31 protein-coding genes and 1 riboswitch are annotated in these 23,878 nt (G+C 38.9%); of the genes, 28 read left to right on the forward strand and 3 right to left on the reverse strand.

Going from position 1 to position 23,878, the window contains the following annotated elements:
• Window position 1 precedes the first annotated feature (1 nt).
• From HRK21_RS11580 to HRK21_RS11595, 4 genes are read left to right on the forward strand one after another with little or no spacing between them, the layout of a single operon-like run.
• On the forward strand, window positions 2-271 hold the full coding sequence (locus HRK21_RS11580; protein ID WP_003721582.1) for a EutN/CcmL family microcompartment protein: 270 nt from the start codon (window positions 2-4) through the stop codon (window positions 269-271).
• Window positions 264-809, forward strand: coding sequence for an ethanolamine utilization microcompartment shell protein (locus tag HRK21_RS11585; protein WP_003721583.1), 546 nt, complete (start codon window positions 264-266; stop codon window positions 807-809). Before HRK21_RS11580 ends, HRK21_RS11585 begins: the two co-directional genes overlap by 8 nt.
• Before the next feature lie 15 nt (window positions 810-824).
• Window positions 825-1,946: an ethanolamine utilization protein EutH gene (gene eutH / locus HRK21_RS11590; RefSeq protein ID WP_070006972.1), complete on the forward strand. Its 1,122-nt coding sequence runs from the start codon at window positions 825-827 to the stop codon at window positions 1,944-1,946.
• Window positions 1,939-2,385, forward strand: a complete 447-nt coding sequence (locus HRK21_RS11595; RefSeq protein ID WP_003738731.1) for a EutQ-related cupin domain-containing protein — start codon at window positions 1,939-1,941, stop codon at window positions 2,383-2,385. The genes eutH and HRK21_RS11595 overlap by 8 nt, the downstream gene beginning before the upstream one ends.
• 40 nt (window positions 2,386-2,425) lie before the next feature.
• Here the strand turns inward: HRK21_RS11595 and HRK21_RS11600 are convergent, their stop codons facing one another.
• Complete coding sequence (locus HRK21_RS11600; RefSeq protein ID WP_069888635.1) at window positions 2,426-2,977, reverse strand: helix-turn-helix transcriptional regulator; 552 nt, start codon at window positions 2,975-2,977, stop codon at window positions 2,426-2,428.
• A 313-nt stretch (window positions 2,978-3,290) separates the two neighbouring features.
• Here HRK21_RS11600 and cblT point away from each other — a divergent pair, with 313 nt between their 5' ends.
• The 20 genes from cblT to HRK21_RS11700 all read left to right on the forward strand — a co-directional run bounded on the left by cblT (window position 3,291) and on the right by HRK21_RS11700 (window position 20,136).
• Entirely contained in the window at window positions 3,291-3,785 is a 495-nt protein-coding gene (cblT, locus tag HRK21_RS11605; protein WP_003738733.1) for an alpha-ribazole transporter, read from the forward strand.
• Window positions 3,767-3,956, forward strand: a riboswitch (cobalamin riboswitch). Its footprint overlaps the gene before it by 19 nt.
• 161 nt (window positions 3,957-4,117) lie before the next feature.
• Window positions 4,118-5,476 (forward strand): cobyrinic acid a,c-diamide synthase CobB, encoded by a 1,359-nt coding sequence (locus tag HRK21_RS11610; protein WP_070006974.1) that lies wholly within the window; start codon window positions 4,118-4,120, stop codon window positions 5,474-5,476.
• Window positions 5,473-6,420, forward strand: coding sequence for an adenosylcobinamide-phosphate synthase CbiB (gene cbiB, locus HRK21_RS11615; protein ID WP_070006976.1), 948 nt, complete (start codon window positions 5,473-5,475; stop codon window positions 6,418-6,420). Before HRK21_RS11610 ends, cbiB begins: the two co-directional genes overlap by 4 nt.
• Before the next feature lie 12 nt (window positions 6,421-6,432).
• A complete protein-coding gene (locus tag HRK21_RS11620; RefSeq protein ID WP_070006978.1) occupies window positions 6,433-7,065 on the forward strand; it encodes a cobalt-precorrin-8 methylmutase in 633 nt (210 codons plus the stop codon).
• A gap of 15 nt (window positions 7,066-7,080) precedes the next feature.
• Entirely contained in the window at window positions 7,081-8,202 is a 1,122-nt protein-coding gene (gene cbiD / locus HRK21_RS11625; RefSeq protein WP_070006980.1) for a cobalt-precorrin-5B (C(1))-methyltransferase CbiD, read from the forward strand.
• A complete protein-coding gene (locus HRK21_RS11630; protein ID WP_070006982.1) occupies window positions 8,199-8,795 on the forward strand; it encodes a cobalt-precorrin-7 (C(5))-methyltransferase in 597 nt (198 codons plus the stop codon). The genes cbiD and HRK21_RS11630 overlap by 4 nt, the downstream gene beginning before the upstream one ends.
• Complete coding sequence (locus HRK21_RS11635; protein ID WP_070006984.1) at window positions 8,785-9,354, forward strand: decarboxylating cobalt-precorrin-6B (C(15))-methyltransferase; 570 nt, start codon at window positions 8,785-8,787, stop codon at window positions 9,352-9,354. Before HRK21_RS11630 ends, HRK21_RS11635 begins: the two co-directional genes overlap by 11 nt.
• A 5-nt stretch (window positions 9,355-9,359) precedes the next feature.
• Window positions 9,360-10,109 (forward strand): cobalt-precorrin-4 methyltransferase, encoded by a 750-nt coding sequence (locus HRK21_RS11640; RefSeq protein ID WP_070006985.1) that lies wholly within the window; start codon window positions 9,360-9,362, stop codon window positions 10,107-10,109.
• A complete protein-coding gene (cbiG, locus tag HRK21_RS11645) occupies window positions 10,096-11,127 on the forward strand; it encodes a cobalt-precorrin 5A hydrolase (RefSeq protein ID WP_070006987.1) in 1,032 nt (343 codons plus the stop codon). The genes HRK21_RS11640 and cbiG overlap by 14 nt, the downstream gene beginning before the upstream one ends.
• Window positions 11,124-11,849 carry a precorrin-3B C(17)-methyltransferase gene (gene cobJ / locus HRK21_RS11650; RefSeq protein ID WP_070006989.1) on the forward strand — a complete coding sequence of 242 codons (726 nt, stop codon included), beginning with the start codon at window positions 11,124-11,126 and terminating at the stop codon, window positions 11,847-11,849. The genes cbiG and cobJ overlap by 4 nt, the downstream gene beginning before the upstream one ends.
• On the forward strand, window positions 11,846-12,598 hold the full coding sequence (gene cobK, locus HRK21_RS11655) for a precorrin-6A reductase (protein ID WP_070006991.1): 753 nt from the start codon (window positions 11,846-11,848) through the stop codon (window positions 12,596-12,598). Before cobJ ends, cobK begins: the two co-directional genes overlap by 4 nt.
• Complete coding sequence (gene cobA, locus HRK21_RS11660) at window positions 12,598-14,079, forward strand: uroporphyrinogen-III C-methyltransferase (RefSeq protein ID WP_070006993.1); 1,482 nt, start codon at window positions 12,598-12,600, stop codon at window positions 14,077-14,079. Before cobK ends, cobA begins: the two co-directional genes overlap by 1 nt.
• Window positions 14,076-14,861 carry a sirohydrochlorin cobaltochelatase gene (locus HRK21_RS11665; protein ID WP_069888644.1) on the forward strand — a complete coding sequence of 262 codons (786 nt, stop codon included), beginning with the start codon at window positions 14,076-14,078 and terminating at the stop codon, window positions 14,859-14,861. Before cobA ends, HRK21_RS11665 begins: the two co-directional genes overlap by 4 nt.
• Complete coding sequence (locus HRK21_RS11670; protein WP_070006995.1) at window positions 14,854-15,564, forward strand: cobalt-factor II C(20)-methyltransferase; 711 nt, start codon at window positions 14,854-14,856, stop codon at window positions 15,562-15,564. Before HRK21_RS11665 ends, HRK21_RS11670 begins: the two co-directional genes overlap by 8 nt.
• Before the next feature lie 80 nt (window positions 15,565-15,644).
• On the forward strand, window positions 15,645-16,295 hold the full coding sequence (locus HRK21_RS11675; RefSeq protein ID WP_003733476.1) for an energy-coupling factor ABC transporter permease: 651 nt from the start codon (window positions 15,645-15,647) through the stop codon (window positions 16,293-16,295).
• A complete protein-coding gene (locus tag HRK21_RS11680; RefSeq protein WP_003721603.1) occupies window positions 16,292-16,588 on the forward strand; it encodes an energy-coupling factor ABC transporter substrate-binding protein in 297 nt (98 codons plus the stop codon). The genes HRK21_RS11675 and HRK21_RS11680 overlap by 4 nt, the downstream gene beginning before the upstream one ends.
• A complete protein-coding gene (locus HRK21_RS11685) occupies window positions 16,575-17,252 on the forward strand; it encodes an energy-coupling factor ABC transporter transmembrane protein (protein ID WP_003729728.1) in 678 nt (225 codons plus the stop codon). Before HRK21_RS11680 ends, HRK21_RS11685 begins: the two co-directional genes overlap by 14 nt.
• A 12-nt stretch (window positions 17,253-17,264) precedes the next feature.
• The gene (locus tag HRK21_RS11690; protein ID WP_070006997.1) at window positions 17,265-18,071 is read left to right on the forward strand and encodes an ATP-binding cassette domain-containing protein; all 807 of its coding nucleotides are present in this window, start codon (window positions 17,265-17,267) and stop codon (window positions 18,069-18,071) included.
• A complete protein-coding gene (locus HRK21_RS11695) occupies window positions 18,071-19,606 on the forward strand; it encodes a cobyric acid synthase (RefSeq protein ID WP_070007000.1) in 1,536 nt (511 codons plus the stop codon). The genes HRK21_RS11690 and HRK21_RS11695 overlap by 1 nt, the downstream gene beginning before the upstream one ends.
• Window positions 19,570-20,136, forward strand: coding sequence for a cob(I)yrinic acid a,c-diamide adenosyltransferase (locus HRK21_RS11700; RefSeq protein ID WP_003724741.1), 567 nt, complete (start codon window positions 19,570-19,572; stop codon window positions 20,134-20,136). Before HRK21_RS11695 ends, HRK21_RS11700 begins: the two co-directional genes overlap by 37 nt.
• Window positions 20,137-20,181: 45 nt before the next feature.
• Here the strand turns inward: HRK21_RS11700 and HRK21_RS11705 are convergent, their stop codons facing one another.
• Window positions 20,182-20,649 carry a DMT family transporter gene (locus HRK21_RS11705; protein WP_003738750.1) on the reverse strand — a complete coding sequence of 156 codons (468 nt, stop codon included), beginning with the start codon at window positions 20,647-20,649 and terminating at the stop codon, window positions 20,182-20,184.
• 14 nt (window positions 20,650-20,663) lie between these two features.
• A complete protein-coding gene (locus tag HRK21_RS11710) occupies window positions 20,664-21,113 on the reverse strand; it encodes a DMT family transporter (protein ID WP_003721609.1) in 450 nt (149 codons plus the stop codon).
• 88 nt (window positions 21,114-21,201) lie between these two features.
• Here HRK21_RS11710 and HRK21_RS11715 point away from each other — a divergent pair, with 88 nt between their 5' ends.
• The 4 genes from HRK21_RS11715 (at window position 21,202) to HRK21_RS11730 (ending at window position 23,838) form a co-directional block, all read left to right on the forward strand.
• The gene (locus HRK21_RS11715; protein ID WP_070007002.1) at window positions 21,202-21,732 is read left to right on the forward strand and encodes an AAA family ATPase; all 531 of its coding nucleotides are present in this window, start codon (window positions 21,202-21,204) and stop codon (window positions 21,730-21,732) included.
• 30 nt (window positions 21,733-21,762) lie between these two features.
• On the forward strand, window positions 21,763-22,074 hold the full coding sequence (locus HRK21_RS11720) for a PadR family transcriptional regulator (protein ID WP_070007004.1): 312 nt from the start codon (window positions 21,763-21,765) through the stop codon (window positions 22,072-22,074).
• 2 nt (window positions 22,075-22,076) lie between these two features.
• Entirely contained in the window at window positions 22,077-22,628 is a 552-nt protein-coding gene (locus HRK21_RS11725; protein WP_069888650.1) for a DUF2812 domain-containing protein, read from the forward strand.
• Window positions 22,629-22,968: 340 nt separating this feature from the next.
• Window positions 22,969-23,838, forward strand: a complete 870-nt coding sequence (locus HRK21_RS11730) for a glucosaminidase domain-containing protein (RefSeq protein ID WP_077905672.1) — start codon at window positions 22,969-22,971, stop codon at window positions 23,836-23,838.
• Window positions 23,839-23,878 lie beyond the last annotated feature (40 nt).

The raw sequence follows: 23,878 nt of genomic DNA on the forward strand, positions 1-23,878 counted from the left end.
CATGCAAATTGGAAAAGTTACCGGGAGTTTATGGGCAACAAGAAAAGACGAAAAACTGAATGGTTTAAAACTATTACTAGTAGAGATTTGTACCGATGAAACGGAAGATGTAAGACATTCCATAGTGGCAGCTGATAATGCCGGAGCAGGCAATGGCGATCTTGTGCTCGTTACAACTGGTAGCGCAGCACGAGCATCCACTGGTGACAACACGATCCCAGTCGACGCATGTATCGTCGGCATTATCGACTCGGTAGAACGTTATGGCTGAACAGTCCTTAGGTATTCTAGAACTCAGGAGTATAAGTAAAGGATACGAAATGGCCGATGTTTTCTTGAAAGCAGGCAATGTAACTTTATTTACTTTTCGTCCGACATGTCCCGGTAAATTTTTGATTATTTTGCAAGGCGCTTCCGGTGAACTTACTAGTGCGATGCAAGACGCAAAAGAAGAAGCTGGCAAATTTCATGTTTCTTCTTATATTTTGCATATGGCGCACGAAGAATTACTTGCTTTTCTAAACAATAAACACCCTAAAGTCGAAGTGGACGCAGTAGGAATTATCGAAATCAGTCAGTTGGGTGCTGGGCTAAATGCAGTGAATGAAGCGCTGAAAAAATCGGCTATTCATTTGAAACGCATGACGCTTGGTGCTTCGATTGGTGGGAAATTTGTGGCTGTTTTTACAGGGGAAGTTAGTGCTATTCAAGAAGGGATGCGGATTCTAATTGAAACCGCCGAACCAAAAAAGGTGATACATCATACGGTCATTCCTTCTCCTGATGAACTTTTAAAACGCTATCTATAGAATGGAGGAACACTTTTGAGCATTAATGAAATTATTATTTATTTAATGGTAATATTTATGGTTCTAGGAGCCATTGACAAAATTATCGGCAACAAATTTGGCTTAGGTGCACAATTTGAAGAAGGTATTATGGCAATGGGTTCGTTAACGCTAGCAATGGTCGGGATTATTACATTAGCACCAGTTTTAGCGAAAATTTTAAGCCCGATTGTTGTACCAATTTACACGGCGCTTGGTGCTGACCCAGCAATGTTTGCAACAACGTTACTTGCGAATGACATGGGTGGTTTTGCACTAGCGCAAGAACTAGCGCTCACACCTGATGCTGGTCTATTTGCAGGAGCTATTTTAGGATCCATGATGGGACCTACTATTGTTTTCACGATTCCAGTAGCACTAGGAATTATTAAAAAAGAAGATCATAAATATTTAGCAACTGGGGTATTATCTGGGATTATCACGATTCCAATCGGTTGTTTAATCGGTGGTCTGATTGCCGGTTTCTCTCCAATCATGATTTTCAAAAACTTAGTACCAATTATTCTTGTAGCTGTACTTATTATGTTAGGTCTTTGGTTCAAACCAGAAGGCATGATTAAAGGCTTCACGATTTTTGGAAAAGGAGTAGTAATCGTTGCTACTATTGGTCTTGTAGCTGGAGCTATTCAACAACTTACTGGGTTAACTATTATTCCAGGAATTGCACCAATTGGCGAAGGTATTGAAATCGTAGGTGGAATTGCACTAGTACTTGCTGGAGCATTTTGTTTAGTATTCGTTATTACGAAAGTTTTCAACAAGCCACTGATGAAAATGGGTAAATTGCTTGGTATGAATGAAGTTGCGGCAGCTGGTATGGTTGCTACACTTGCAAATAGTATCCCAATGTTCCAAATGCTAAAAGATATGGATGAGCGCGGTAAAATTATTAACGTGGCTTTTGCAGTATCTGCGGCCTTTGTTTTAGGTGATCATCTAGGCTTTACGGCTGGTGTTGCTAAAGATATGATTTTCCCCATGATTGTTGGGAAATTAGTCGGAGGGGTAACTGCTGTTGGTGTTGGTATCTACATGGCTAACCGAATGATGAAAAAAAATAAAACAAAAGAACAAACGGCGGTGAAAGATAATGGCTGATATTAGTAAAGAATTAATCGAACAATTGGTCAAACAAGTTGTTTTAGAAAAAATGGGCCAAAGTTCCAAACACGTTGATCCAAGTGGTATTCTTTCGATTAAACTTCCTGTAGTGAAAGTTTCAGAAGAAGATCGATTAGATACAGGAAAGTCAGGCGATGTTGTTTATACAAAAGACTTAGTAACGCTAGAAGAAAGTCAACGTCTAGGTTTTGGTCTAATGGAAATGAAAGATACAACATTCGATTGGTTCTTGGATTATGATGAAGTAGATTACGTTATCGAAGGCAGACTAGATGTTGTTATTGATGGCAGAACTGTTTCCGCAGGTCCAGGAGAAATTATTTTCATTCCTAAAGGTAGCCAAATCAAGTTTTCCGTAACTGGTGAAGCAAGATTTATTTATGTTACTTATCCGGCTGATTGGCAGTCGCAATAATAATAAAAAAAACGATTTCGGCTTAGGCTGAAATCGTTTTTTATTTTAAGGAGTCGCGATATTCCTTTGGTGTCATATCGAATTCTTTTTTAAAGACTTTGCAAAAGTAGCTGGCTCTTGAAAAACCCAAGTTCTTCGCAATCGTATGAACTGCCCAATCGCTTTTTGCTAGTTGTTCTTTCGCATAGAGCATTTTTTGTTCGTTAACGTAATTGATAAAATTGATATTTAATTCGTTTTTAAATAATTTACTTAAATAAAAGGGGCTTAGATAGACGTAATTAGCAACTTCTTCTAATGTGATGGAGCGATGAATATTTTTTTTAATGTAACGAATCGCTTGTTTGATTTCTTTATGCTCTCCGCCAGTTTTGTTGGCACTCGTAGTTTCTTTTTTAGGTTGTTTTTGTTTTTCATGTGCAGAGTAATAATCGCTTAGAACATCTAGCACTTCAACTGTTTCAAGAGAATGAAGTAGGGCGGAGTGATCTGGATTTTTTTTATGAAATTCTTCCTGAATTTGTTGTGTAAATTGATTTTCAACTTGATTCGTCATAAGTGGTTGAATATTGATTACTTTTTCTTTTTCCAAATGCAATTCCTCCTCCTTTTCTACTTGCATTAATTATACCATAAAATCGCTTTAAATAACGTTTAATCCTGCATTTTAAATAGAACAATAAATTCTTTTTTATAACAAAATATTGTCATTTTTTTTATCTCGAAAATAGAAATTGAGAAAAAGTTCACACTGGTGGCTATTTTTGCCATATAAAACAGAAAAAAAGGGATTTTAAAAGCTTGCACTATTTTGTTTTCAGTGCTCTAAGTGACCTTGTACCAGTGGTTTAACAGGGATATAATGAAATGGAAATAACGCTTTCATGAGAGGGTGATCTTTTCAATTGAAAATTCAAAAATTAGTCTTATGTGCGATGTTGATTGCGATGTGTGTAATTGGCGCGAACATAAAATTAATGGGTTCTGTTGCATTTGACGCAGCTCCAGCTTTTATTGGAACATTGCTGCTTGGTCCGATGTACGGCGCAGTGCTTGGGATTTTCGGTCATTTAACATCAGCATTACTGGCGGGTTTTCCGCTCACACTACCAATTCATTTGATCGTCGCTGGAATGATGGGCGTAACGATGATAGCTTACGGGTATACGCGCCAAAAACTAGCTGAAAAAAATCAATTACTTACCATTAGTGTATCTAGTGTAGTTGCTTTTGTTTTTAATTGTCCATTATCATTACTTGCACTTTATCCATTAATGCATCAAGCGGTGTTTGTTTTATTCCCAGTGCTCGCAATTGGTTCGATTTGTAACATTTTTGTTGCAGAGATTGTTTACCAAGTATTGCCAGAACGCTGGAAAAGACGAATTGCCGGGTACTAAACAACTAAATAGGTGAATATATTAATCCGGGAAAGAGGTGAAAATCCTCTACAGGCCCTAGCTACTGTAATACGGACGAAAACCAAACATATGTCACTGGAAGCGATTCCGGGAAGACTGGTGAGTAGGATGATGTTAAGTCAGGAGACCGCTTTTATATTCGATATCCAAAAACAACTTCTAAGGGAGCGAGTTGTCTTGATTAAGTAGATTTTCACGATGGGGAAGTTTCTTTGTGGTACAAGGAAATAGCTTATTTGTGTAAATCTCAAAAAGACGCCAAAGTTCTGTTTGGCGTCTTTTTTTATGGCTAAAATGAAAGGTGAAAAAAGATGAATAAAATCTTAATTGCAGCTGCATCAAGTGGGGCTGGTAAAACGACTGTCACGCTTGGCATTATGCATGCACTTAAAAAAAGAGGCTTGCGCGTTCAACCATTTAAAGTAGGTCCAGATTATATTGATACAAATTATCATCAAGCGATAACAGGCGTTGCATCCATTAATTTAGACAGTTTTCTGATTGATGATGATGCTATGCTTGCTGCTCTTTTTGAAAAACACGGGCAATCAGCTGATATTTCGGTGATTGAAGGTGTAATGGGGCTGTTTGATGGGCTTGGTATTGATCGTGATAATTCGAGTACATCTTTTATTGCTAAATGCACGAAAACGCCTGTAATTTTAGTCGTGGATGGTAAAGCGATATCCACTTCTGCGGCGGCAATTGTGGATGGATTTAATCGTTTTGATCCGGAATTAACCATTGCTGGGGTGATTATTAATCGGGTTGCTTCAGAAAACCATTTTTCATTGATAAAAGGGGCGATTGAACGCTATACGGATGTGCCTGTTTTAGGATATTTGCCGAAAAATGCGGCGGTGGCACTTCCAGAACGTCATCTCGGATTAGTGCCAAAAGAGGAAATGACGGAATTAGAAACGAAATGGGAGTTACTTGGTGATTTGATTACGGAATATGTTGATTTAGATAGGTTGTTAGCGATTAGTAAGACTGGTGCGAAATTGACCGTACGTCCACCAGAAATACAAGTACCGGACTTTTCGGGAATACGCGTTGCTTATGCGCTGGACGCTGCATTTCATTTTTACTATCAAGACAACTTGGATTTTATTCGCTCAACTGGAGCCACACTGATTCCATTTAGCCCGTTAGAAGAAAAGGAAGTTCCGGATGCTGATTTTATTTATATTGGTGGTGGATTTCCGGAGGTTTTTGCGGAACAGCTAGCGAAGAATAAGTCAATGCGCGAATCGATTTTGGCGGCGCATAAAAAAGGCAAGCCAATCTATGCCGAGTGTGGCGGATTGATGTATCTTGGTTCGAGCTTAGAAATGGCAGATGAACCTTATGAAATGGTAGGGGTTTTTGATGGCGTTAGTAAGATGACGACGCGGCTTCGGAAGTTTGGCTACTGTATCGCGGAACCTTTAGAAGACACACTTCTTGGTAAAAAAGGAACAGCTATACGCGGCCATGAATTTCATCATTCTGTTTTTGAAACGACAGAACCAACATGTATGAAATTGACGAAAAAGCGGGATGGCGAAATTGTCAAAGAATGGCACGGTGGTTATCAAAAAGGTAATACGTTCGCTAGTTACTTGCATATCCATTTTTATCAAAATCTTACCATGATAACGCATATGTTTGGAGCGATAGAGCGATGATATTGTTATTTTATACGTCATCATTCATTTTAGATTGCTTATTAGGGGACCCATATAGCTGGCCGCATCCTATCAAAGCAATCGGCAACTTGATTAAGTGGTTGACTATAATTTTACGAAAAATTTTTCATGGTAAATCACTGTATTTTGCCGGGGGAGTGCTCTTTGTTCTCACGGTTGGTATAACCGGAGTTGTATCCTGGTTCATTCTATTTCTTAGTGCCAAGATTGCTTATTGGCTTTACGTAACTATTTTTGTTTACTTAGGCTATACGACGCTTGCGATGACTTGCCTTGCGAAAGAGGCTCGGAAAATTCAGCGGACATTGGCGAACGATGATTTGGCAGCTGCAAGAGTGCAAGTGGGAATGATCGTTGGTCGTGATACTGACAAGTTAACCGCAGAAGAAATTAGTAAAGCAACGATAGAAACCGTGGCGGAAAATACAGCGGATGGGGTTGTCGCACCACTTTTTTACTTATTTATTGGTGGGCCGGTACTTGCTTTGATGTATAAGGCGGTCAATACCCTGGATTCAATGGTCGGTTATAAAAACGAAAAATACCGAGCAATTGGTTTTGTTTCCGCGAAAATGGATGATGTTGCCAATTTTATCCCAGCGAGATTAGCTTGGTTTTTCCTTGTCATTGCGAGTTTTATTTTAAGGTATGACGGGCGTGCTTCTTGGCAAATCGGGCTTCGGGATCGGAAAAATCATACGAGTCCAAATTGTGCTTATCCAGAAGGTGCAGTAGCAGGTGCGCTTGGAATCACACTTGGTGGGACGCATGAGTACTTCGGCGAAACAGTTGTTAAACCAACCATTGGAAGTGGAACTAAACCAGTTTCAGAAAAAGAAATTAGCCAAACGATTCATTTGCTATACACGGCTTCAACGGTCGCTTTTATCATTTTTGCAAGTATTTATCTACTATTATTTTAAAGGAGTGGAAAGATGAACTACATTAAGAATCCAGCAAAAATTGAAGAGAAAAGCTTTGAAATTATTCAACAAATTATTGATGATATTCGCCCAGATTATACATTTCAAAACAAGTTAGAGGAAGCGATTATCAAGCGTGCAATACATACGACGGCAGACTTTGATTACTTAGATAGCCTCGTTTTTCAACAAGATGCCATCGCGAAAATCATTCATGTTCTTCAAAATAAAGGAACTATTTTCACGGATACGAATATGGCACTTAGTGGAATTAATAAACGGCTTTTAGATGAACTGGGGTGTAAATATCATTGTTATGTGAGTGATCCAGAGACAATGGAGATTGCCAAACAGCATGGGATTACACGCTCTATGGCTGGAATTAAACTCGCTTCTTTAAAAGATGGACCGAAACTATTTGTCCTCGGAAATGCCCCAACTGCAGTGTATAAAATTATCGAGATGACAGAAAGTGGGCAATTGCAAGCGGATGCGGTTGTGGTAGTACCAGTTGGTTTTGTCGGAGCGGCTGAATGTAAAGAGGAGATTCTAGAAACTGACATCCCGGCTATTGTCGCACGTGGTAGAAAAGGTGGTAGTAATCTTGCTGCAGCAATCATTAATGCAATCTTGATTACGATGTAAAGAAGGCGATGAGTAATGGAAGATTTTATTTATTATAACGGTAAAAAATACCGTAAAGGCTATACGACTGGTACGTGTGCGACGGCTGCGGCTAAAGCTTGTGTGGAAATGATTCTAACGCAAGAAGAAGTGAGCTCGGTTCAAGTCACAACCACCGGTGGAACGATTCTGGAAATCCCCGTGGCGTATCAAAAGTTTTCAAAAAACCAAGCTACAGCAGCGGTTCAAAAAGATGGTGGCGATGATATTGATGCGACACACGGAATGTGGATTTTTGTGGATGTTGATTTAACTGATAACGCGGAAGTTGTATTAGATGGTGGCATTGGCATTGGTCGCGCTACGCAAAAAGGCATTTCTGTGGCAGTGGGAGAAGCGGCGATTAATCCGGCACCACGGAAAAACATTTTAGCAACCGTGCGCGAATCACTTGGCGAAAATCGTGGTGCAAAGATTTTAGTCTATGCACCAGAAGGAGAAGAGCGCGCGAAACGAACCATGAATAGTAACTTAGGTATTATTGGCGGAATTTCTATTTTAGGAACGACGGGTATTGTTACGCCCATGTCGGATGAGGGATGGAAAAAATCATTATCAATGGAACTAGAAATGAAGCGTAATCAAGGACTTGACCAAATTATTCTTGTTCCTGGTAATTACGGGGATGACTTTGTCCAAAATACGCTCGGCTTTTCAAGTAAAAATATCGTTTCCATGAGTAATTTCGTTGGTTATATGTTAAAAGAAACACAGCGTCTAGCTTTCAAAAAAGTGCTAATGGTTGGCCATTTTGGCAAATTGGTGAAGGTTTCAGCAGGGATTTTTACGACGTACAGTAAAGATGCAGATGCGCGGGCAGAAATTTTAGTTGCCAATTTAGCTTTGCTCGGCGCACCGTTATCGCTTTTACAAGCAGTGGAGAAGTGCAATACGACAGAGGCAGCAGGCGAATTAATTGAAGAAGCTGGCTTTACCCAAGTATATGACGTCATTGTGCAAAAAATCAAAGCAAGATCAGAACGCTTTTTGAAATTCACGAAACCGAGTGTGGAAGTCGATGTAGTCACTTTTTCGACCGAACGCGGGTTACTTGCGGCAACGAAAGATATCGATGTGCTCCGGGAGGAATGGCGATGATTACAGTAGTTGGGATTGGACCGGGAGATACAAAATTACTAATAAATGAAGCAAGACAAGCATTAAACTCAGCCGATATAGTTTACGGGTCAACTAGACAACTTCAAGAAATCGCAAAATTGACTGATGCTATCCCAATGCTTTTACCAAAAAAACTAGCAGATTTGAAAAACATTCGGCATCAAAATAAAAACGTGGTTATTTTAGCTTCCGGTGATCCATTATTATATGGAATTGGCAACTGGGCGCTAGCAAATTTTTCAGAAGATATCCGGATTGTTCCTGGAATTAGTGCGATTCAAATGATGTTTCATCGAATTCAATTACCGATGAATGATTGTTTTATTACGAGCAGCCACGGTAAAAAGCCAAACTTCGACTTCTTGTTACAACATGAAAAAGTTGCGATGGTAACAGATACAATCATTGGTCCGTATGAAATCGCTGCTGAAATTTTACAACGTGGCTTAAAAAAAATCCTATTTATTGGAGAAAATTTGAGTTCAAAAGAGGAACGAATTCATAAGTTGAAACCAGAACAAGTAGCAAAAAAATACGATATGAATGTAGTGGTGATTGTAGATGAAGGATGAGGTTTTTATTCGTGGTAAAGTACCGATGACAAAAGCAGAAGTGCGAGCGGCAAGTATTGATTTACTTAACTTAAATGAGGCGTCAAAAAAATTGTTGGATGTTGGTGCGGGGACTGGGAGCGTTGGTCTTCAAGTTGCTTGTAATTTCCCGAAAATCCAAGTTACTGCGATTGAACGAAACCCAGATGCAGTGGATTTAATTAAACAAAATCAAGTGAAGTTTGGCTTAGAAAATGTAGCAGTTACCCAAGCATACGCACCAATTGAATTGCCTGAAAAGGAAACATTTGATGCTATTTTTATTGGTGGAAGTGGTGGCAATTTAACCGATATTATCGACTGGTCGTTGGCATATTTGAACCCGGGAGGCAGTTTGGTACTTAATTTCATTTTGCTTGAAAATGCGTTAACTGCAATGAACCATTTGGAAAAATTAACAGTGAGCGAATTAACGATGAAACAAATCCAAGTTTCGAGTTGGCATAAACTTGGAGCGGGTCATTATTTTGAACCACAAAACCCAACCGTGATTATCGGCTGCAAAAAACTAGAGGAGTGAAGAAAATGGCAGAAGTACATTTCGTCGGAGCAGGACCAGGAGATAAAGAGTTAATTACATTAAAAGGATATCAATTATTAAAAGAGGCGGATGTCGTTATTTATGCAGGGTCTCTCGTAAATCCGGAGTTGCTAGACTATTGTAAACCAGACTGCGAAATCCATAATAGTGCAAGTATGAATTTAATCGAAATCATCGACTGCATGGAAGCGGGTGTGACTGCTGGGAAAGAAGTGGTTCGTTTGCAAACCGGAGACTTTTCTATTTATGGTTCGATTCGTGAACAAGTCGAGGAAATGAAAAAACGTTCAATTCCCTTCACTTGTACGCCGGGTGTGAGTTCATTCCTCGGTGCTGCGAGCAGTTTTGGGGTGGAGTATACGGTTCCTGAAGTAAGTCAAAGTGTGATTATTACTCGAATGGCTGGTAGAACGCCAGTGCCATCGCGCGAATCACTCCGTTCCTACGCGGCTCACCAAACCTCGATGGTTATTTTCTTGTCTGTTCAAGGTATTAGAAAAGTCGTTTCAGAATTAATCAAAGGCGGTTATAAACCTGAAACCCCGGCAGCAGTCATTTACAAAGCGACTTGGGTGGAAGAAAAGAAAGTAACAGGCACGTTAGAAGATATCGCAGAAAAAGTGACAGAAGCTGGAATTACGAAAACGGCGCTTATTATGGTCGGTGATTTCCTTGGAGAAGAGTTTTATTATTCTAAGCTATACGACAAGGATTTTAAGCATGAATACAGATAAACTGGCGATTATTGCAGTCACGGAACGTGGTCGCGATTTAGCAATAACGTTAACAAAAACGGTAGTAGCTACGATTTTTGTACCAGAAAAGCATTGCAATGAGGAAACGAATTCTTTAGCGCCAGATTTTGGAACAGCGATGCGCGAAATTTTCACAAAATATCAAGCGTTGATTTGTATTATGGCGACTGGAATTGCGGTTCGGACACTTGCTCCAGTGATAGAAGATAAGTTGTTAGATCCAGCAGTACTTGTCATGGATGAACAGGGGAAATTTATTATCAGTTTGCTTTCAGGACATGTTGGTGGAGCAAATGAACTAACCGAACAGATTGCTACCATAACAGGTGGTGTGGCAGTAATTACAACTGCAACAGACCGCGCGAATGTAGCTGCCATTGATAACATTGCCAAAGAACTAAATGGTTATCTACCTGATTTTAAAGCAACAACGAAACGCATCAATGGTTTACTAGCAGCTGGAAAAGAAGTTGGTTTATACATCGATGAGTCACTAGAAGTAGATACGCGCGGTTTTACCACAGAAGAAGTTAGCCCGCAAATTTACATTTCAACTAAATATAAACTACCGGTGGTGACACATGAACGCATCCAGCTGGTACCTAAGCAATTTATCCTTGGGGTCGGTTGTAGAAAAGGTATTTCAGTGGAAACGATAGATGCAGCATTTACACATTTTTGTGAACAAGAAAACATACATCCGCGGGCATTCCGTGAGATTCATAGCATTACTTTAAAAGCGGAAGAACCTGCAATTCTTCATTTAGCGGAGAAATGGGGTGTTCCATTTATAGTCCATCCAGCAGAAGAATTACAAACAGTTGCTGGAAAATATCCAACATCCGCTTTTGTTCAAAAAACTGTTCAAGTAGGGAATGTCGCCCTATCCTCAGCAGATATTGGTAGTCACGGAAACGTTGTTACAAGCCGATTTGCTGAAAATGGCGTGACTTTCGCAGCAGGGAAATTAACTATAAATAGTGAGGTGGCAAAATGATTTATGTAATCGGAATTGGCCCAGGAGATAAACGATTAATGACAGGTGAAGCACTGCAAGCAATAGAAGATGCGGAGGTGATTGTTGGTTACGTAACGTATATCAAACTAATCAAAGAGCTAATCAAAGATAAAGAAGTAGTAAAAACTGGCATGCGTCGCGAAATCGATCGTTGCCAAGAAGCCGTTGACATCGCACTAACAGGCAAAAAAGTAGCCGTTGTTTCAAGTGGGGATGCAGGAATTTACGGTATGGCTGGTCTAGTTTTAGAACTCGCAGAAAAAAGCAACCCAGATTTAGAAGTCAAAGTGATTCCAGGAATTACCGCAAGTATTGGAGCTGCTGCTGTTCTCGGTGCGCCAATCATGCACGATTTTTGTCATATTAGTTTAAGTGATTTAATGACACCGTGGGAAGTAATCGAAAAACGCTTGCTTCATGCTGCGATGGCCGATTTTGTTGTCTGTTTTTACAATCCAAGAAGTAAAGGTCGAGCCAATCATTTGGCAAATGCTTTTCAAAAGATGATGGAGCATAAATCAGAGGACACCGTTGTTGGCATTGTTAAAGATGTTGGTCGAAAAGAAGAGCGGAAAATCATTACAACGATACGAGATATTGATTATGAGCTAGTGGATATGACAACGATGGTGATTGTAGGAAACAAAGAAACCTATGTGAAAAATGGCAAAATGATCACACCACGAGGTTACACACTATGATTTTTGTGCTAGGAGGAACTTCGGATAGCTTGGCGATTAGCGACTGGCTAACGGAAAAAAAGCAACCCTTTATCCTCTCTGTCGCAACCGATTACGGAGAAACTTTGGCGAAACAACATGCCAAAAACGTATTTTGTGGCAGATTATCGAAAGAAGAAATGCTCCTAAAATGGCACACTGAAAAGGTTCACCTCGTTATAGATGCAACTCATCCGTTTGCGATCATCGTGTCTGAAACAGCGATGGAAGCATGCAAAGAAGCGGACATTCCTTATATTCGTTTTGAACGCACTAGTGAACAAACAGCTAATACTTATTTGGTAGCAGATATTGAGGAAGCTTGTGCAGTTGCAAGGAAACTTGGGAAACGAATCTTTCTTACAACTGGTAGTAAAAATTTACCAGAATTCGTAGCTGGTTTAAAAAGGCGACATATCATCGCTCGTATTTTACCAGTGTCTGATGTAATTCGTTCAGCCGAAGAACTAGGCCTCGTTGCCGACCAAATTATTGGCATGAAAGGACCGTTCACCAAAGAAGCGAATCGAACACAACTAGAAATGACTGGGGCAGATGTATTAATCACTAAAGAGAGTGGCAAACAAGGTGGTTTTCAAGAAAAACTTGCAGCTGCCGTAGAATTAAATATTCCAGTTATTGTGATTCGTCGCAAAAAATTAAATTATCCAATCGAAATAAATCATTTAAACGAACTACCTGAAATTTTAACTCAATTGGAGGTCTACTAATGGGAAAAGTCATGTTAATTGGTGCAGGTCCTGGAGATGCACAACTGCTAACCGTGAAAGGTTTAGCGGCACTACAAAAGGCAGATGTTATTGTATACGATCGTCTCGTTGAACCAGCGATGCTCCAAGAACGAAAAGCTAGTTGTAAACTAATTTATGTTGGAAAAGAACCACTTCATCACCCAATTCCCCAAGAGGAAATCGAACAAATTCTTGTTAGAGAGGCTGCGACAAATGAGCTGGTTGTTCGTCTAAAAGCAGGAGACCCTTATGTGTTTGGTCGCGGCGGGGAAGAAGGAGAGACACTCTATAAAGTGGGTATTCCATTTGAAGTTATTCCTGGAATCACATCCGCGATTGGTGGGCTTGCCTACGCTGGAATTCCAGTCACACATCGTGATTTTGCTTCGAGTTTTCATGTGATTACCGGACATTTGAAAAAAGGACGTGATCCACTCGATTGGGAGGCACTTGCTAGACTGGAAGGTACGCTCGTTTTCCTGATGGGAATGACTAATTTGCCTAATATTTGTGCGAACTTACTAGAAAATGGTCGGAAATCCGAAACAGGTGTTGCGATTGTGCAATGGGCATCTCGCGGCAAACAATTAACAGTTACCGGGAACTTACAAAACATCGAACAAAAAGTGGCAGAGTCTGGTATTTCTTCGCCGGCACTCATCGTGGTTGGAGATGTGGTGAGCTTACGACCGCAACTTAATTTCTTTGAAGAGATGCCTCTTTTCCATACAAAAGTATTACTTCCAAGAGCACGAGCCGGAAAAAGTATGCTCGCGGAACAAATTCGCGATTTGGGCGGAGAAGTAACAATGTATCCAAATATTCAAGTAGTAGATGTTGCGCCAACGAAAACAAAGGAAGCGCTAATCGAAATAAACGAACTTCTTTTCACATCCAAAGAAGCGGTAGAACGGTTTTTCGACTATTTAACCAAGCTTGATTTAGATATTCGTTCTCTAAAAAATACCCATCTTACCGCTATTGGCAAGCAAACGAAAGAAGCTTTTAGTGAAAAAGGAATTATTCCAGATAGTTTCATTAAAAGACGGAGCACGGAATTAATTTTGGAGCATTTACCACGGTTACAGAAAAATGAGAGCAACTTAATTATCGGAAGCATAGTTGATACGGCGGAAGTTAACGCAATTTTAGCGGAAGTGGAAGCGATAGACATGATGCCATTATATGATATGCGACCTGTGACAGAACGCCCATTTGACCTCGAAAGCTTTGAACAAGTTTGTTTCTCCAGTTCGCGTTCCGTTCAAAATTTACTCGACGTACTAACAACCGAAGAAAAAGCCATTTTACAAACGAAAACAATTCTTTCCATTGGAAGGTTCACGAGCGCAACGTTAGCATCATTCGGTATCAACAATTTTATCGAAGCCGAAAGCGCCACGCCAGAGAGCTTAATCGAACTAATCCAAAAAACAAAATTAGAAGGAGTACCACAATGAAAAAAGCGATTTTAGTCGTTAGTTTTGGCACAAGTTATCCAGAAACAAGAGCAAAAACAATTGAAGCCTGTGAAAAAAAAGTGGCCCAAGAATTTCCAGATTATAACGTGTTTCGTGCATTCACATCCAATAAAATCATCAAAAAACTAAAAACGCGTGACAATATGCATATTAACACACCAAGCCAAGCATTAAACCAACTAAAAGAATTAGGCTACAAAGAAGTCATTATTCAGTCGCTACATATTATTAGCGGTGGTGAATTTGAAAAAATCACTGCACAGGTGGAAAAATTCAAGCCGGATTTCGATTCCATTATTGTCAGCCAACCGTTACTTGATTCGATGGAAGATTACGAAAAAGCAATCGAAGCCATTCGCCACCAAATGCCACCTTTAAAAGAACAAGAAGCGCTAATTCTCATGGGACATGGTTCGAAACATCATGCTTTCAGTGCTTATGCGTGCCTTGATCATATGTTATTAAACGAACCAATTTATCTTTGTGCAGTAGAAAGTTATCCTGGTCTTGACCAAGTAATTGAACGATTACAACAAGCAAATATAAAAAAAGCGCACCTAATGCCGTTTATGCTTGTAGCAGGTGATCACGCTACGAATGATATGGCTTCTGATGACGAGGATTCTTGGAAAAGCACACTGGAACAAGCCGGCATTCAAACCGAATGTCATTTGCAAGGTTTAGGCGAAAATCCACTTATTCAAGCCCAATTTATCGATCATATCCACACGGCAATAGAAAGGGTGAAAGCACGTGGCTAAATTTTACGGCATCGGTACAGGTCCTGGAGATAGCAAGTTAGTCACGATGGAAGCAGCAGAAAGACTCGGAAATTTAGCAATTCTCTACACGCCACAACCCAAAAAAGGCGGCGAAAGTTTAGCTAAGAAAATTGTCAGCCCTTATTTAAAAGATACATTAATCATTAAAGAACGCCATTTCCCAATGAGTTACAACAAAGAAGAAAAAATGCTTGCATGGAAAGAAATCGCCGAAGAAATCAAAGCAGATGTTCAAAATGGACATGATGTTGGTTTCATCACACTCGGCGACCCAATGGTTTACAGTACTTATAGCTATTTACTCGAATTATTAAAAGGAGAGATTGAAACAGTGACACTCGCAGGTATTTCGTCCTTTTCCAATATCGCCTCCAAGATTGAATTACCACTTGTAATGGACGAGGAAAGTTTCGCTGTCATCCCTGTAACAGCAGGTGCTGAAAAAATCGAACAAGCACTCACTCTATTTGATACCGTTGTCTTAATGAAAGCAGCAAGTAATTTACCGCTTCTTACGACATTACTAAAAAAGCTCAATTTACTTGATGCAGCAGTAGTAGTAAGCGATGTTTCTATGGCGACTGAAAAAATCACTTACGGCATGAGTGAGATAAATCCAGAAGAAAAAATGTCATACTTTACCACGATGATCGTGAAAAAAAGAAGGGAGCAATATAAATGAAAAAATTATGGAAGTTTCTACCATTTGTTTTAATCGGTGTTATTTATTTTACTTTAACGAACCCAGAATCCGCACACGCGATGCATATTATGGAGGGCTTTTTACCAGTTAAATGGGCTGTCTTTTGGTTCATTGTATTTATCCCATTCCTTGTACTTGGTTTGATTCGTATTCGTAAATTAATTGCTCTAGACAAAAATAACAAATTACTATTGGCACTATGCGCAGCTTTTATCTTCGTTCTTTCAGCGCTTAAAATTCCGTCCGTTACAGGATCTTGTTCTCATCCGACTGGTGTTGGACTTGCAACAGTTATGTTCGGACCGCTCGTTGTTAGTGTACTTGGCGTGATTGTCTTGCTTTTCCAAGCGCTACTACTTGCACACGGCGGTATTACAACACTTGGCGCGAACGCAATGTCGATGGCTGTTATTGGTCCAATGGTTGGTTTTGTTGTATACAAACTTGCTCGTAAATTAAACTGTAATAAAAGTGTATCGATTTTCTTATGTGCGATGACAGCTGACTTAGCAACCTACTTAACCACCAGCGTCCAGCTCGGAGTCGTTTTCCCAGATCCTGCATCCGGCATGATGGCATCCATTCTGAAATTCATGGCGATTTTCTGTGTGACACAAGTTCCAATTGCGATTGCAGAAGGATTGCTAACGGTAGTCATGTACAATCTTATTAGCAAAAATTTACCAGAAAAGGTGGCACAATTACGATGAAAAAAATAAATATCAATGTCATTTTAATTCTATTAGTTGTATTGTTAATGGTTAGTCCATTCTTCTTCAATAAAACGGGGGAATACGGCGGTTCAGACGGTGAAGCAGAAGCAGAAATCACCAAAATCGATCCAAGCTATGAACCATGGTTTGAACCTCTTTATGAACCAAAAAGTGGCGAAATTGAAAGCTTGTTATTTACGCTTCAAGGCTGTATTGGAACAGGAATTATCGCGTATGTCATTGGTGTAAGTCGTGGCAAGCGGAAAGCTGAGAACGATGTTAACCATTGATAAATATGCTTATCAAAACCGGTGGATAGCTTTTTCTCCGTCATTAAAAGCATTATTTTATGTCGCAATTCTAATACTCGCGTTAACTGGTCCCGTGCTAGTCCAAGCTATACTGTTCTTCTGCATGGTACCACTGACGCTCTATGTCGTTAAAATTCACTTTAAACAATATTTGAAATGGCTCCTTTTACCATTTTCATTTTTACTTTTTAGTTTACTTTCAATTCTCATTTCGATTTCTAAAGATCCAAGCAGTTTTCTCGCTTCGATTTCTATTGGGAGTTTGTATCTTGGTGTATCGGACGTGACTATTACAACGGCAACACAAGTCTTTTTCCGGAGTATCGCTTGCTTAGCAGCAACCTACTTTTTCGTCTTGACCGTTCCCGTGGTACAATTAACAAAAGTGATGAAGCGAATTTTTATTCCAAAAGTACTGATTGAACTGACCATTTTAATTTACCGTTTTATCTTTATTTTCTTAGAGGAAGCGGCGGCAATTCGAAAAGCGCAGAGCCTTCGTTTTGGTTATCACGGCATAAAAAATAGTTATCGTTCATTTGGAATGCTCGTAAATACTTTATTTAATCGTGTTATGAAAAGATATAATGAAATGGTTATAACACTTGATGTGAAGCTATATCAAGGAGAATTTCATATCTAGGAGGAAGCCAATTTGCTTAAAACAGAACATATTTCATTCCAATACGAAGATGGCAAACAAGCCTTAACGGATGTTTCAATCGATTTAGAAAAAGGCAATATTATCGGACTTATTGGTGCGAATGGCTCTGGTAAATCGACGCTTTTTATGCAGTTACTTGGAATTAACAAACCGAGCGATGGCACCGTTTATTTTGAAGGAAAACCACTTACGTATACGAAAAAAGCATTATTTGCTTTGCGAAAAAAAGTGAGTATCGTTTTCCAAGATCCTGACCAGCAAATTTTTTATTCGAATGTTCGTGATGATGTTGCTTTTGCACTTAGAAACTTAGGTGTGAGTGAAAGTGAAGTGGAGGCGCGAGTGACGAAAGTGTTAGACATTGTTGGGGCAAAGGATTTTCAGCATAAACCAGTCCAGTATTTAAGCTACGGTCAAAAAAAACGTGTCGCAATTGCCGGTGCCCTTGTTCTTGATACAGACTGGTTACTTTTAGATGAACCAACTGCTGGTCTTGATCCGATTGGCAAAAAAATCATGATGGAAATCATCGAACGCCTTGCAAGCCAAGGAAAGAAAATACTTATTTCCAGTCATGATATCGATTTAATTTATGAAATTTGTGATTATGTCTATATGTTGAAGGACGGAAGCGTTTTGACAGACGGGGAAACGAGCAGCGTTTTCTTAGAGAAAAGTAATATAGAACTAGCGGGATTAGTACAACCTTGGCTTATCAAATTACATCAACAAGCTGGCTATCCACTGTTCAAAAAAGAAGCCGATTTTTTCGTGCATACGGGGAGGGTGACTAATTAATGGTAAAGCAAATAATGATTCAAGGTACCGCTTCTGATGCTGGGAAAAGTGTACTGGTTGCAGGACTTTGCCGCCTGTTCAAAAATAAAGGCGAGCGAGTCGTTCCGTTCAAATCACAAAATATGTCTCTCAATTCTTTTATAACAGCAACCGGAGATGAAATGGGACGCGCGCAAGTTTTTCAAGCAGAAGCAGCTGGTGTTTTTCCGGATGTCCGGATGAATCCCGTGTTACTTAAACCGACCAATGACAGACAGTCGCAAGTGATTTTTATGGGCGCAATTTTAGATAATATGGATGCCGTAACGTACCACGATTTTAAACAAACCCTTATCCCGAAAATCCAGGCAGTTTACCAGAGTTTAGCCGATGAAAATGATATTATTGTATTAGAAGGTGCCGGCAGTCCAGCAGAAATCAACTTAAATGATCGCGATATCGTGAATATGGGTATGGCAAAAATGGTCGATGCCCCAGTTGTCTTAGTTGCTGATATTGACAAAGGTGGCGTTTTTGCTTCCATTTATGGCACGATTATGCTGTTAAAAGAAGAAGAGCGTGCTCGGATTAAAGGCGTTATTATTAATAAATTCCGCGGTGATGTAGCTCTTTTACAACCCGGAATTGATATGATTGAGGAACTCACAAACGTCCCGGTTATCGGTGTGATTCCCTATGACAATTTGCAACTGGAAGAAGAGGACAGTGTTTCTCTAAGTGGGAAAAACTACGTGCCAGATAGTAATGCACTGCTTGATATCGCGATTATTTGTTTACCACGTATTTCGAACTTTACAGACTTTCATAGTTTGGAAATCCAACCGGAAATAAGTTTGCGCTACATACGAAATCTAGCTGATTTTGGAAAACCTGATTTAGTCATCATTCCAGGCAGTAAAAATACGCTAGCAGACATGGCATTTCTCGAAGAATCAGGGCTGAAAAAAGCTATTCAAAATTTTGCAGAAAATGCCGGAAAAGTCATCGGGGTTTGCGGTGGTTATCAAATGCTCGGTCAAAAAATGCTCGATCCGAATCAAGTGGAAAGTAAACAACTAGAAATAGCCGGACTTGGTTTGCTAGATACCGAGACCATTTTTCTCAATCAAAAACGCACTACTCAAATTACAGGCGTGACGCATTCTGGTGAAGCCGTTGAAGGGTACGAAATCCATATGGGTGAGACGAAGCGCGGCGAGAGCACTAGTCCATTTTGTGAAATTAAAGCGGTGAACGGAAACGAAGAAACCCACCAAGATGGCGCTATTTCTGCTAACAAAAATATCATCGGCACATATATTCATGGTATTTTCGACAACGATGTTTTCTTAAGAAATCTATTTGACGAACTATTAATGTGCAAAAACAAAACCATTTATCCGCACGAAATCATCAAGCTGAGAGAACATAAAGAACAAGAATACGATAAACTAGCTGCCCTTTTAGAAGCAAATATTCAAATGGACCAACTAGAAAAAATCATGAAAGGAGAAAAAATATGCGTATCTACACAAAAACCGGCGATAAAGGAATGACAAGAATTATCGGAGGAAGCAAAGTAAGTAAAGATAATATCCGTATCGATGCATATGGTACTTTGGATGAACTTAACTCACTGATTGGCTACACGATAACGACGCTTGGGGCTGAGCCAGAAATCCAAGCCGAACTAGAACAAATTCAACAGCAATTATTTGATGCAGGAGGGGATCTTGCAACAGAGGAAGGCAAACGTGCGTATAAACTAACAAGTGAACCAGTGGCATGGCTAGAAGACCGAATTGACATTTATGCCGATGAACCACCAGAAATCGAAAAATTTATCTTGCCAGGCGGAACGCAAGCAGCCTCATTACTGCATATGGCAAGAACCGTAACAAGAAGAGCTGAACGAGAAATCGTCGGTATGTTAAAAATTGCTTCAAGTAACGAAGAAGTGTTAAAATACGTCAACCGTTTATCGGATTACTTTTTTGCTGTTGCCAGAGTCGTCAATTATCGCGCAGGTGAAACAGATATTTTCTATAAAAATTCCGAACTCGTTTTCCGCAATAAAAAGAAATAATAAAAAACCTCTCCAGACATTACAGCCGGAGAGGTTTTCCTTTTTTTAAAAATGTTGAATTAAAAATACACCAACGAGCATTAACAAAACACCAATCATTCGGTAGCGGTTAATTGGATGGGGAATAACCCCGAAAAAGCCAAAATGATCAATAATAAGTGCAATAATCATTTGCCCACAAAGCGCTAAAACAACCGTCATTGCTGAACCGAGTAAAGGTAAAAGTAAAATATTAGAAGTTACGAAGAGTACCCCAAGCGCCCCGCCAGTGAAAACCCACCAAGGAATTCGACCGACACCTTTTAGTTGGAAAGTCAAACGGCGCTCGACGATTAAACAAACCAGTGTAAGCAAAGTCGTTCCAACTAAAAAGGAAATAAATGATGCCACAAAAGGAGATCCGACAGTTAGCCGAAGTTGGCTATTAATCGACGTTTGAATCGGGGAAAGTAGTCCAGAAACAAGTCCCATTGCCATAAATAGTAATAATGATTTGGATGATCTTTTTGTCATGATTTCTCCTCCTTTTAAAAGCGTTGCATCAAGTAAATGCCGCCGAACATTAAGATAACGCCAAGAAGACGTTCAATATTAATCTCATGCATTGGTACTTGAAATAAACCAAAATTATCAATAATAATCGCCATAATCATTTGTCCACAAACCGTAATCATCACAAGTAGTGCTGAGCCAAGGCGAGGTAAAAGTAAAATATTGGCCGTTAAGAAAATGACGCCTAATGTTCCACCACCAACCCAAATATACCAAGGATTTGAGGCAATCATTTCTGAAGATATTGGCCATGATTTTTGTGTAAATAAGCAAACGATAAGTAAAACAGTTGTCCCTACCATAAAAGAAACCCACGAAGCTAAAAATGGGGATTTCGTATATGTACTAAGTCGTGTATTGATGGCGGTTTGAACTGGTAATACCATCCCAGCTAACAAACCTGATACAATAAATAATATAATCAAAAATTTCCCTCCCTTTTATCACAATGAGATAATTATAAAATAAAAACAGGGTAAAAAGATAGTATTTAATTTAAAGCGAGGTTTTTTTATGAAAATTCGTATTATCGGATCCGTCGGAAGTGGCAAAACCACGTTAGCTAAAAAGCTTTCCGAGTGGCAACAAATCGATTATTTTGAAACAAATCGCATTGTTTGGAAACGAGAAGAAACAGAGGTAAGGCGAACCGACATCGAAAAAACAGCAGTATTAAATAAGATTCTACACCAAGAAAACTGGATTATTGAGGGGGTTCATTTGGAAGCATGGGTGAATGAAAGCATTAACCAAGCGGACGTGATTATTTTTCTCGATTTACCTAAAAAACAAATTCGCTACCAACTTATTAAGCGCCAAATTAAACAATTACTACGATTAGAAGCAGCACATTACCCAATTCGATTCAAAATGTTAAAGAAAATGTTTTATTGGGACGATTTATTTGACCAACGTACAAAACCACTAATTGCTGAGAAAATGGCTCAAACCGCAACAAAATGGCTAGTCATCACCGAAAAAACAGCATTTCAAGAAATACAAAAAAGGCTATTGCAAATTATATCGAGTCGTGATATATTATGAGTATCAAATACATCGAGGTGCGATATAATTATGAATGAAAGATTACAGAAAGCCTATCTTCCAATGACCGAAACCGCTTTTTACATATTACTTTCGCTCGTCAAACCAAGACACGGTTATGCGATTATCGAAAACGTCGCAAAGATGACAGCTAATCGAATCAAGCTTGGACCCGGGACTATTTACGGAAGTTTATCCAAAATGAACAAAGATAATTTAATCCAAATTATTCAAGAAGAGAGTAATCGGAAAATCTATCAAATTACTAAAATTGGCACAGAGATTTTGCAATTAGAAAAAGCACGCATCGAAGAATTGTATAGAAACTCGAGGGAGGTCTAATAATGGAGAAAAAAGTCTTTAAGTTTTTTACAGTGGATAATATGGAAAAAGAAGAAGCTTATTTAAATGAAATGGCTCAAAATGGTTGGTTCTTTCAAAAATATAAATCTTTTAAATACCATTTCGAACAAGGGGAGCCTGCGAAATACAGCTATGCGATTGATTTTAAAGAAAATGAAGGGGACGAAGAAGCCTACAAAACACTTTTCGAAGATGCTGGCTGGGAGATTGTTTTCAGCTATCCAGTCTTAAATGGCAATTGGATGTATTTCCGCAAAGCCGTAGCTCCTGGAGATACAGAAGAAGCTATTTTTACGGATGAGACTTCCTTAATTCAACTTTACAAAAATATCCGCAAACGTTGGACCATTTTTGGGGCAATCGTAAGTTTGTTTTTATTCGTTGAATTACTAATTGTATTTCAAATGGAAAACAATATTGGGATTACTACTTTCATCTTCATTATCTTTCTTATTCTCGTTACACTATATGGTAAAATGTTTTTCAATCTGACTCGCAAAATAAATCATTTAGTTACAAGAAAAACTATCTAATATAAACAAAAAAAGATTACGCAAACTAATTCGTAATCTTTTTTTTGATAAATTCACTATTATATATAGAAGAAAAACGCTTTTTTTTCTTAGTAAATGATATTTTCCATCAATCATTTTATTTTTATATGACTAAATGATGGCAAATGTTACAAAACGAAGAATTATTAATGTCATATGTAGAACCATTGGCTATAAATCAATGTTTTTGTTAAATCATTTAAATGTTAAAGATTTCTTAAATTCACTAAAATAGACCCCTAGATGGATTGCAATTGTAATGAAAGTAACGTATTCTAGTACCATCAAGGGATTCGTATACAGAAAGGCGTGACGACATCTGAAATATAGAAAATTATCCAAAAAGAAAAAACAGAAAAGACTACTCGGTATAGCGGGAATTTTACTTCTAGTTATTTTAGTAGGTGTCATTGCATCGGTAGTTAGGCAACAATATTTAATTATGACCGCACCAGAACCGGATCCTGCATTCCATTCAAAAGAACAAAACTTTTTAAATAAACTTTCTCCTCGTGCACAGGAAATTCAAGCAGAACATGGTATTTTAACCAGTATCACTTTAGCACAAGCCATCCTTGAATCTGACTGGGGCCAAAGCGGTTTGGCGCAAGAAGGAAATAATTTATTTGGAGTAAAAGGGAAAGCGCCGCAGCCTATGGTAACTATGACAACGAAGGAATTTGTGGACGGAAAGTTTATTGAAATTAAAGCAAACTTTCGGAAATACAAAGATTGGAATGAATCATTAGACGCACATGCGGAACTATTTTTAAAAGGAACCTCCTGGAATAAAGATAAGTATAATGGCGTCATCGCTGCAGACGATTATAAAAAAGCAGCACAAGAATTACAATCAGCTGGCTATGCAACAGACCCAGACTATGCAGAAAAATTAATCAGCATCATTGAAAGATACGACCTAGAACTATATGATCGTATTAGTGATAAAATCCAATACGATACCAAATCAACAGGCTATGGAAAAGTGAAAAAAGACGTTTCTGGTGCGATTTGGACTAAACCATACGGACTAGCTGGAGCGTTAAAAGTAGAGGAAATTAACTATTACAAACGCGAAAATTTAAAGATATTACGAGAAGCAAAAACAGATAGCGGCGTTTGGTACCAAATTTCTGTAGAGAATGATCCTATAGGTTGGGTAAAACAAGAATTAATTGATAAAAAATAAGAAATAACCGAAAAAGAGCAAAAATGACTTGTCTTATTTA

The sequence above is a fragment of the Listeria monocytogenes genome (assembly GCF_013282665.1).
GTDB lineage: Bacteria > Bacillota > Bacilli > Lactobacillales > Listeriaceae > Listeria > Listeria monocytogenes_C.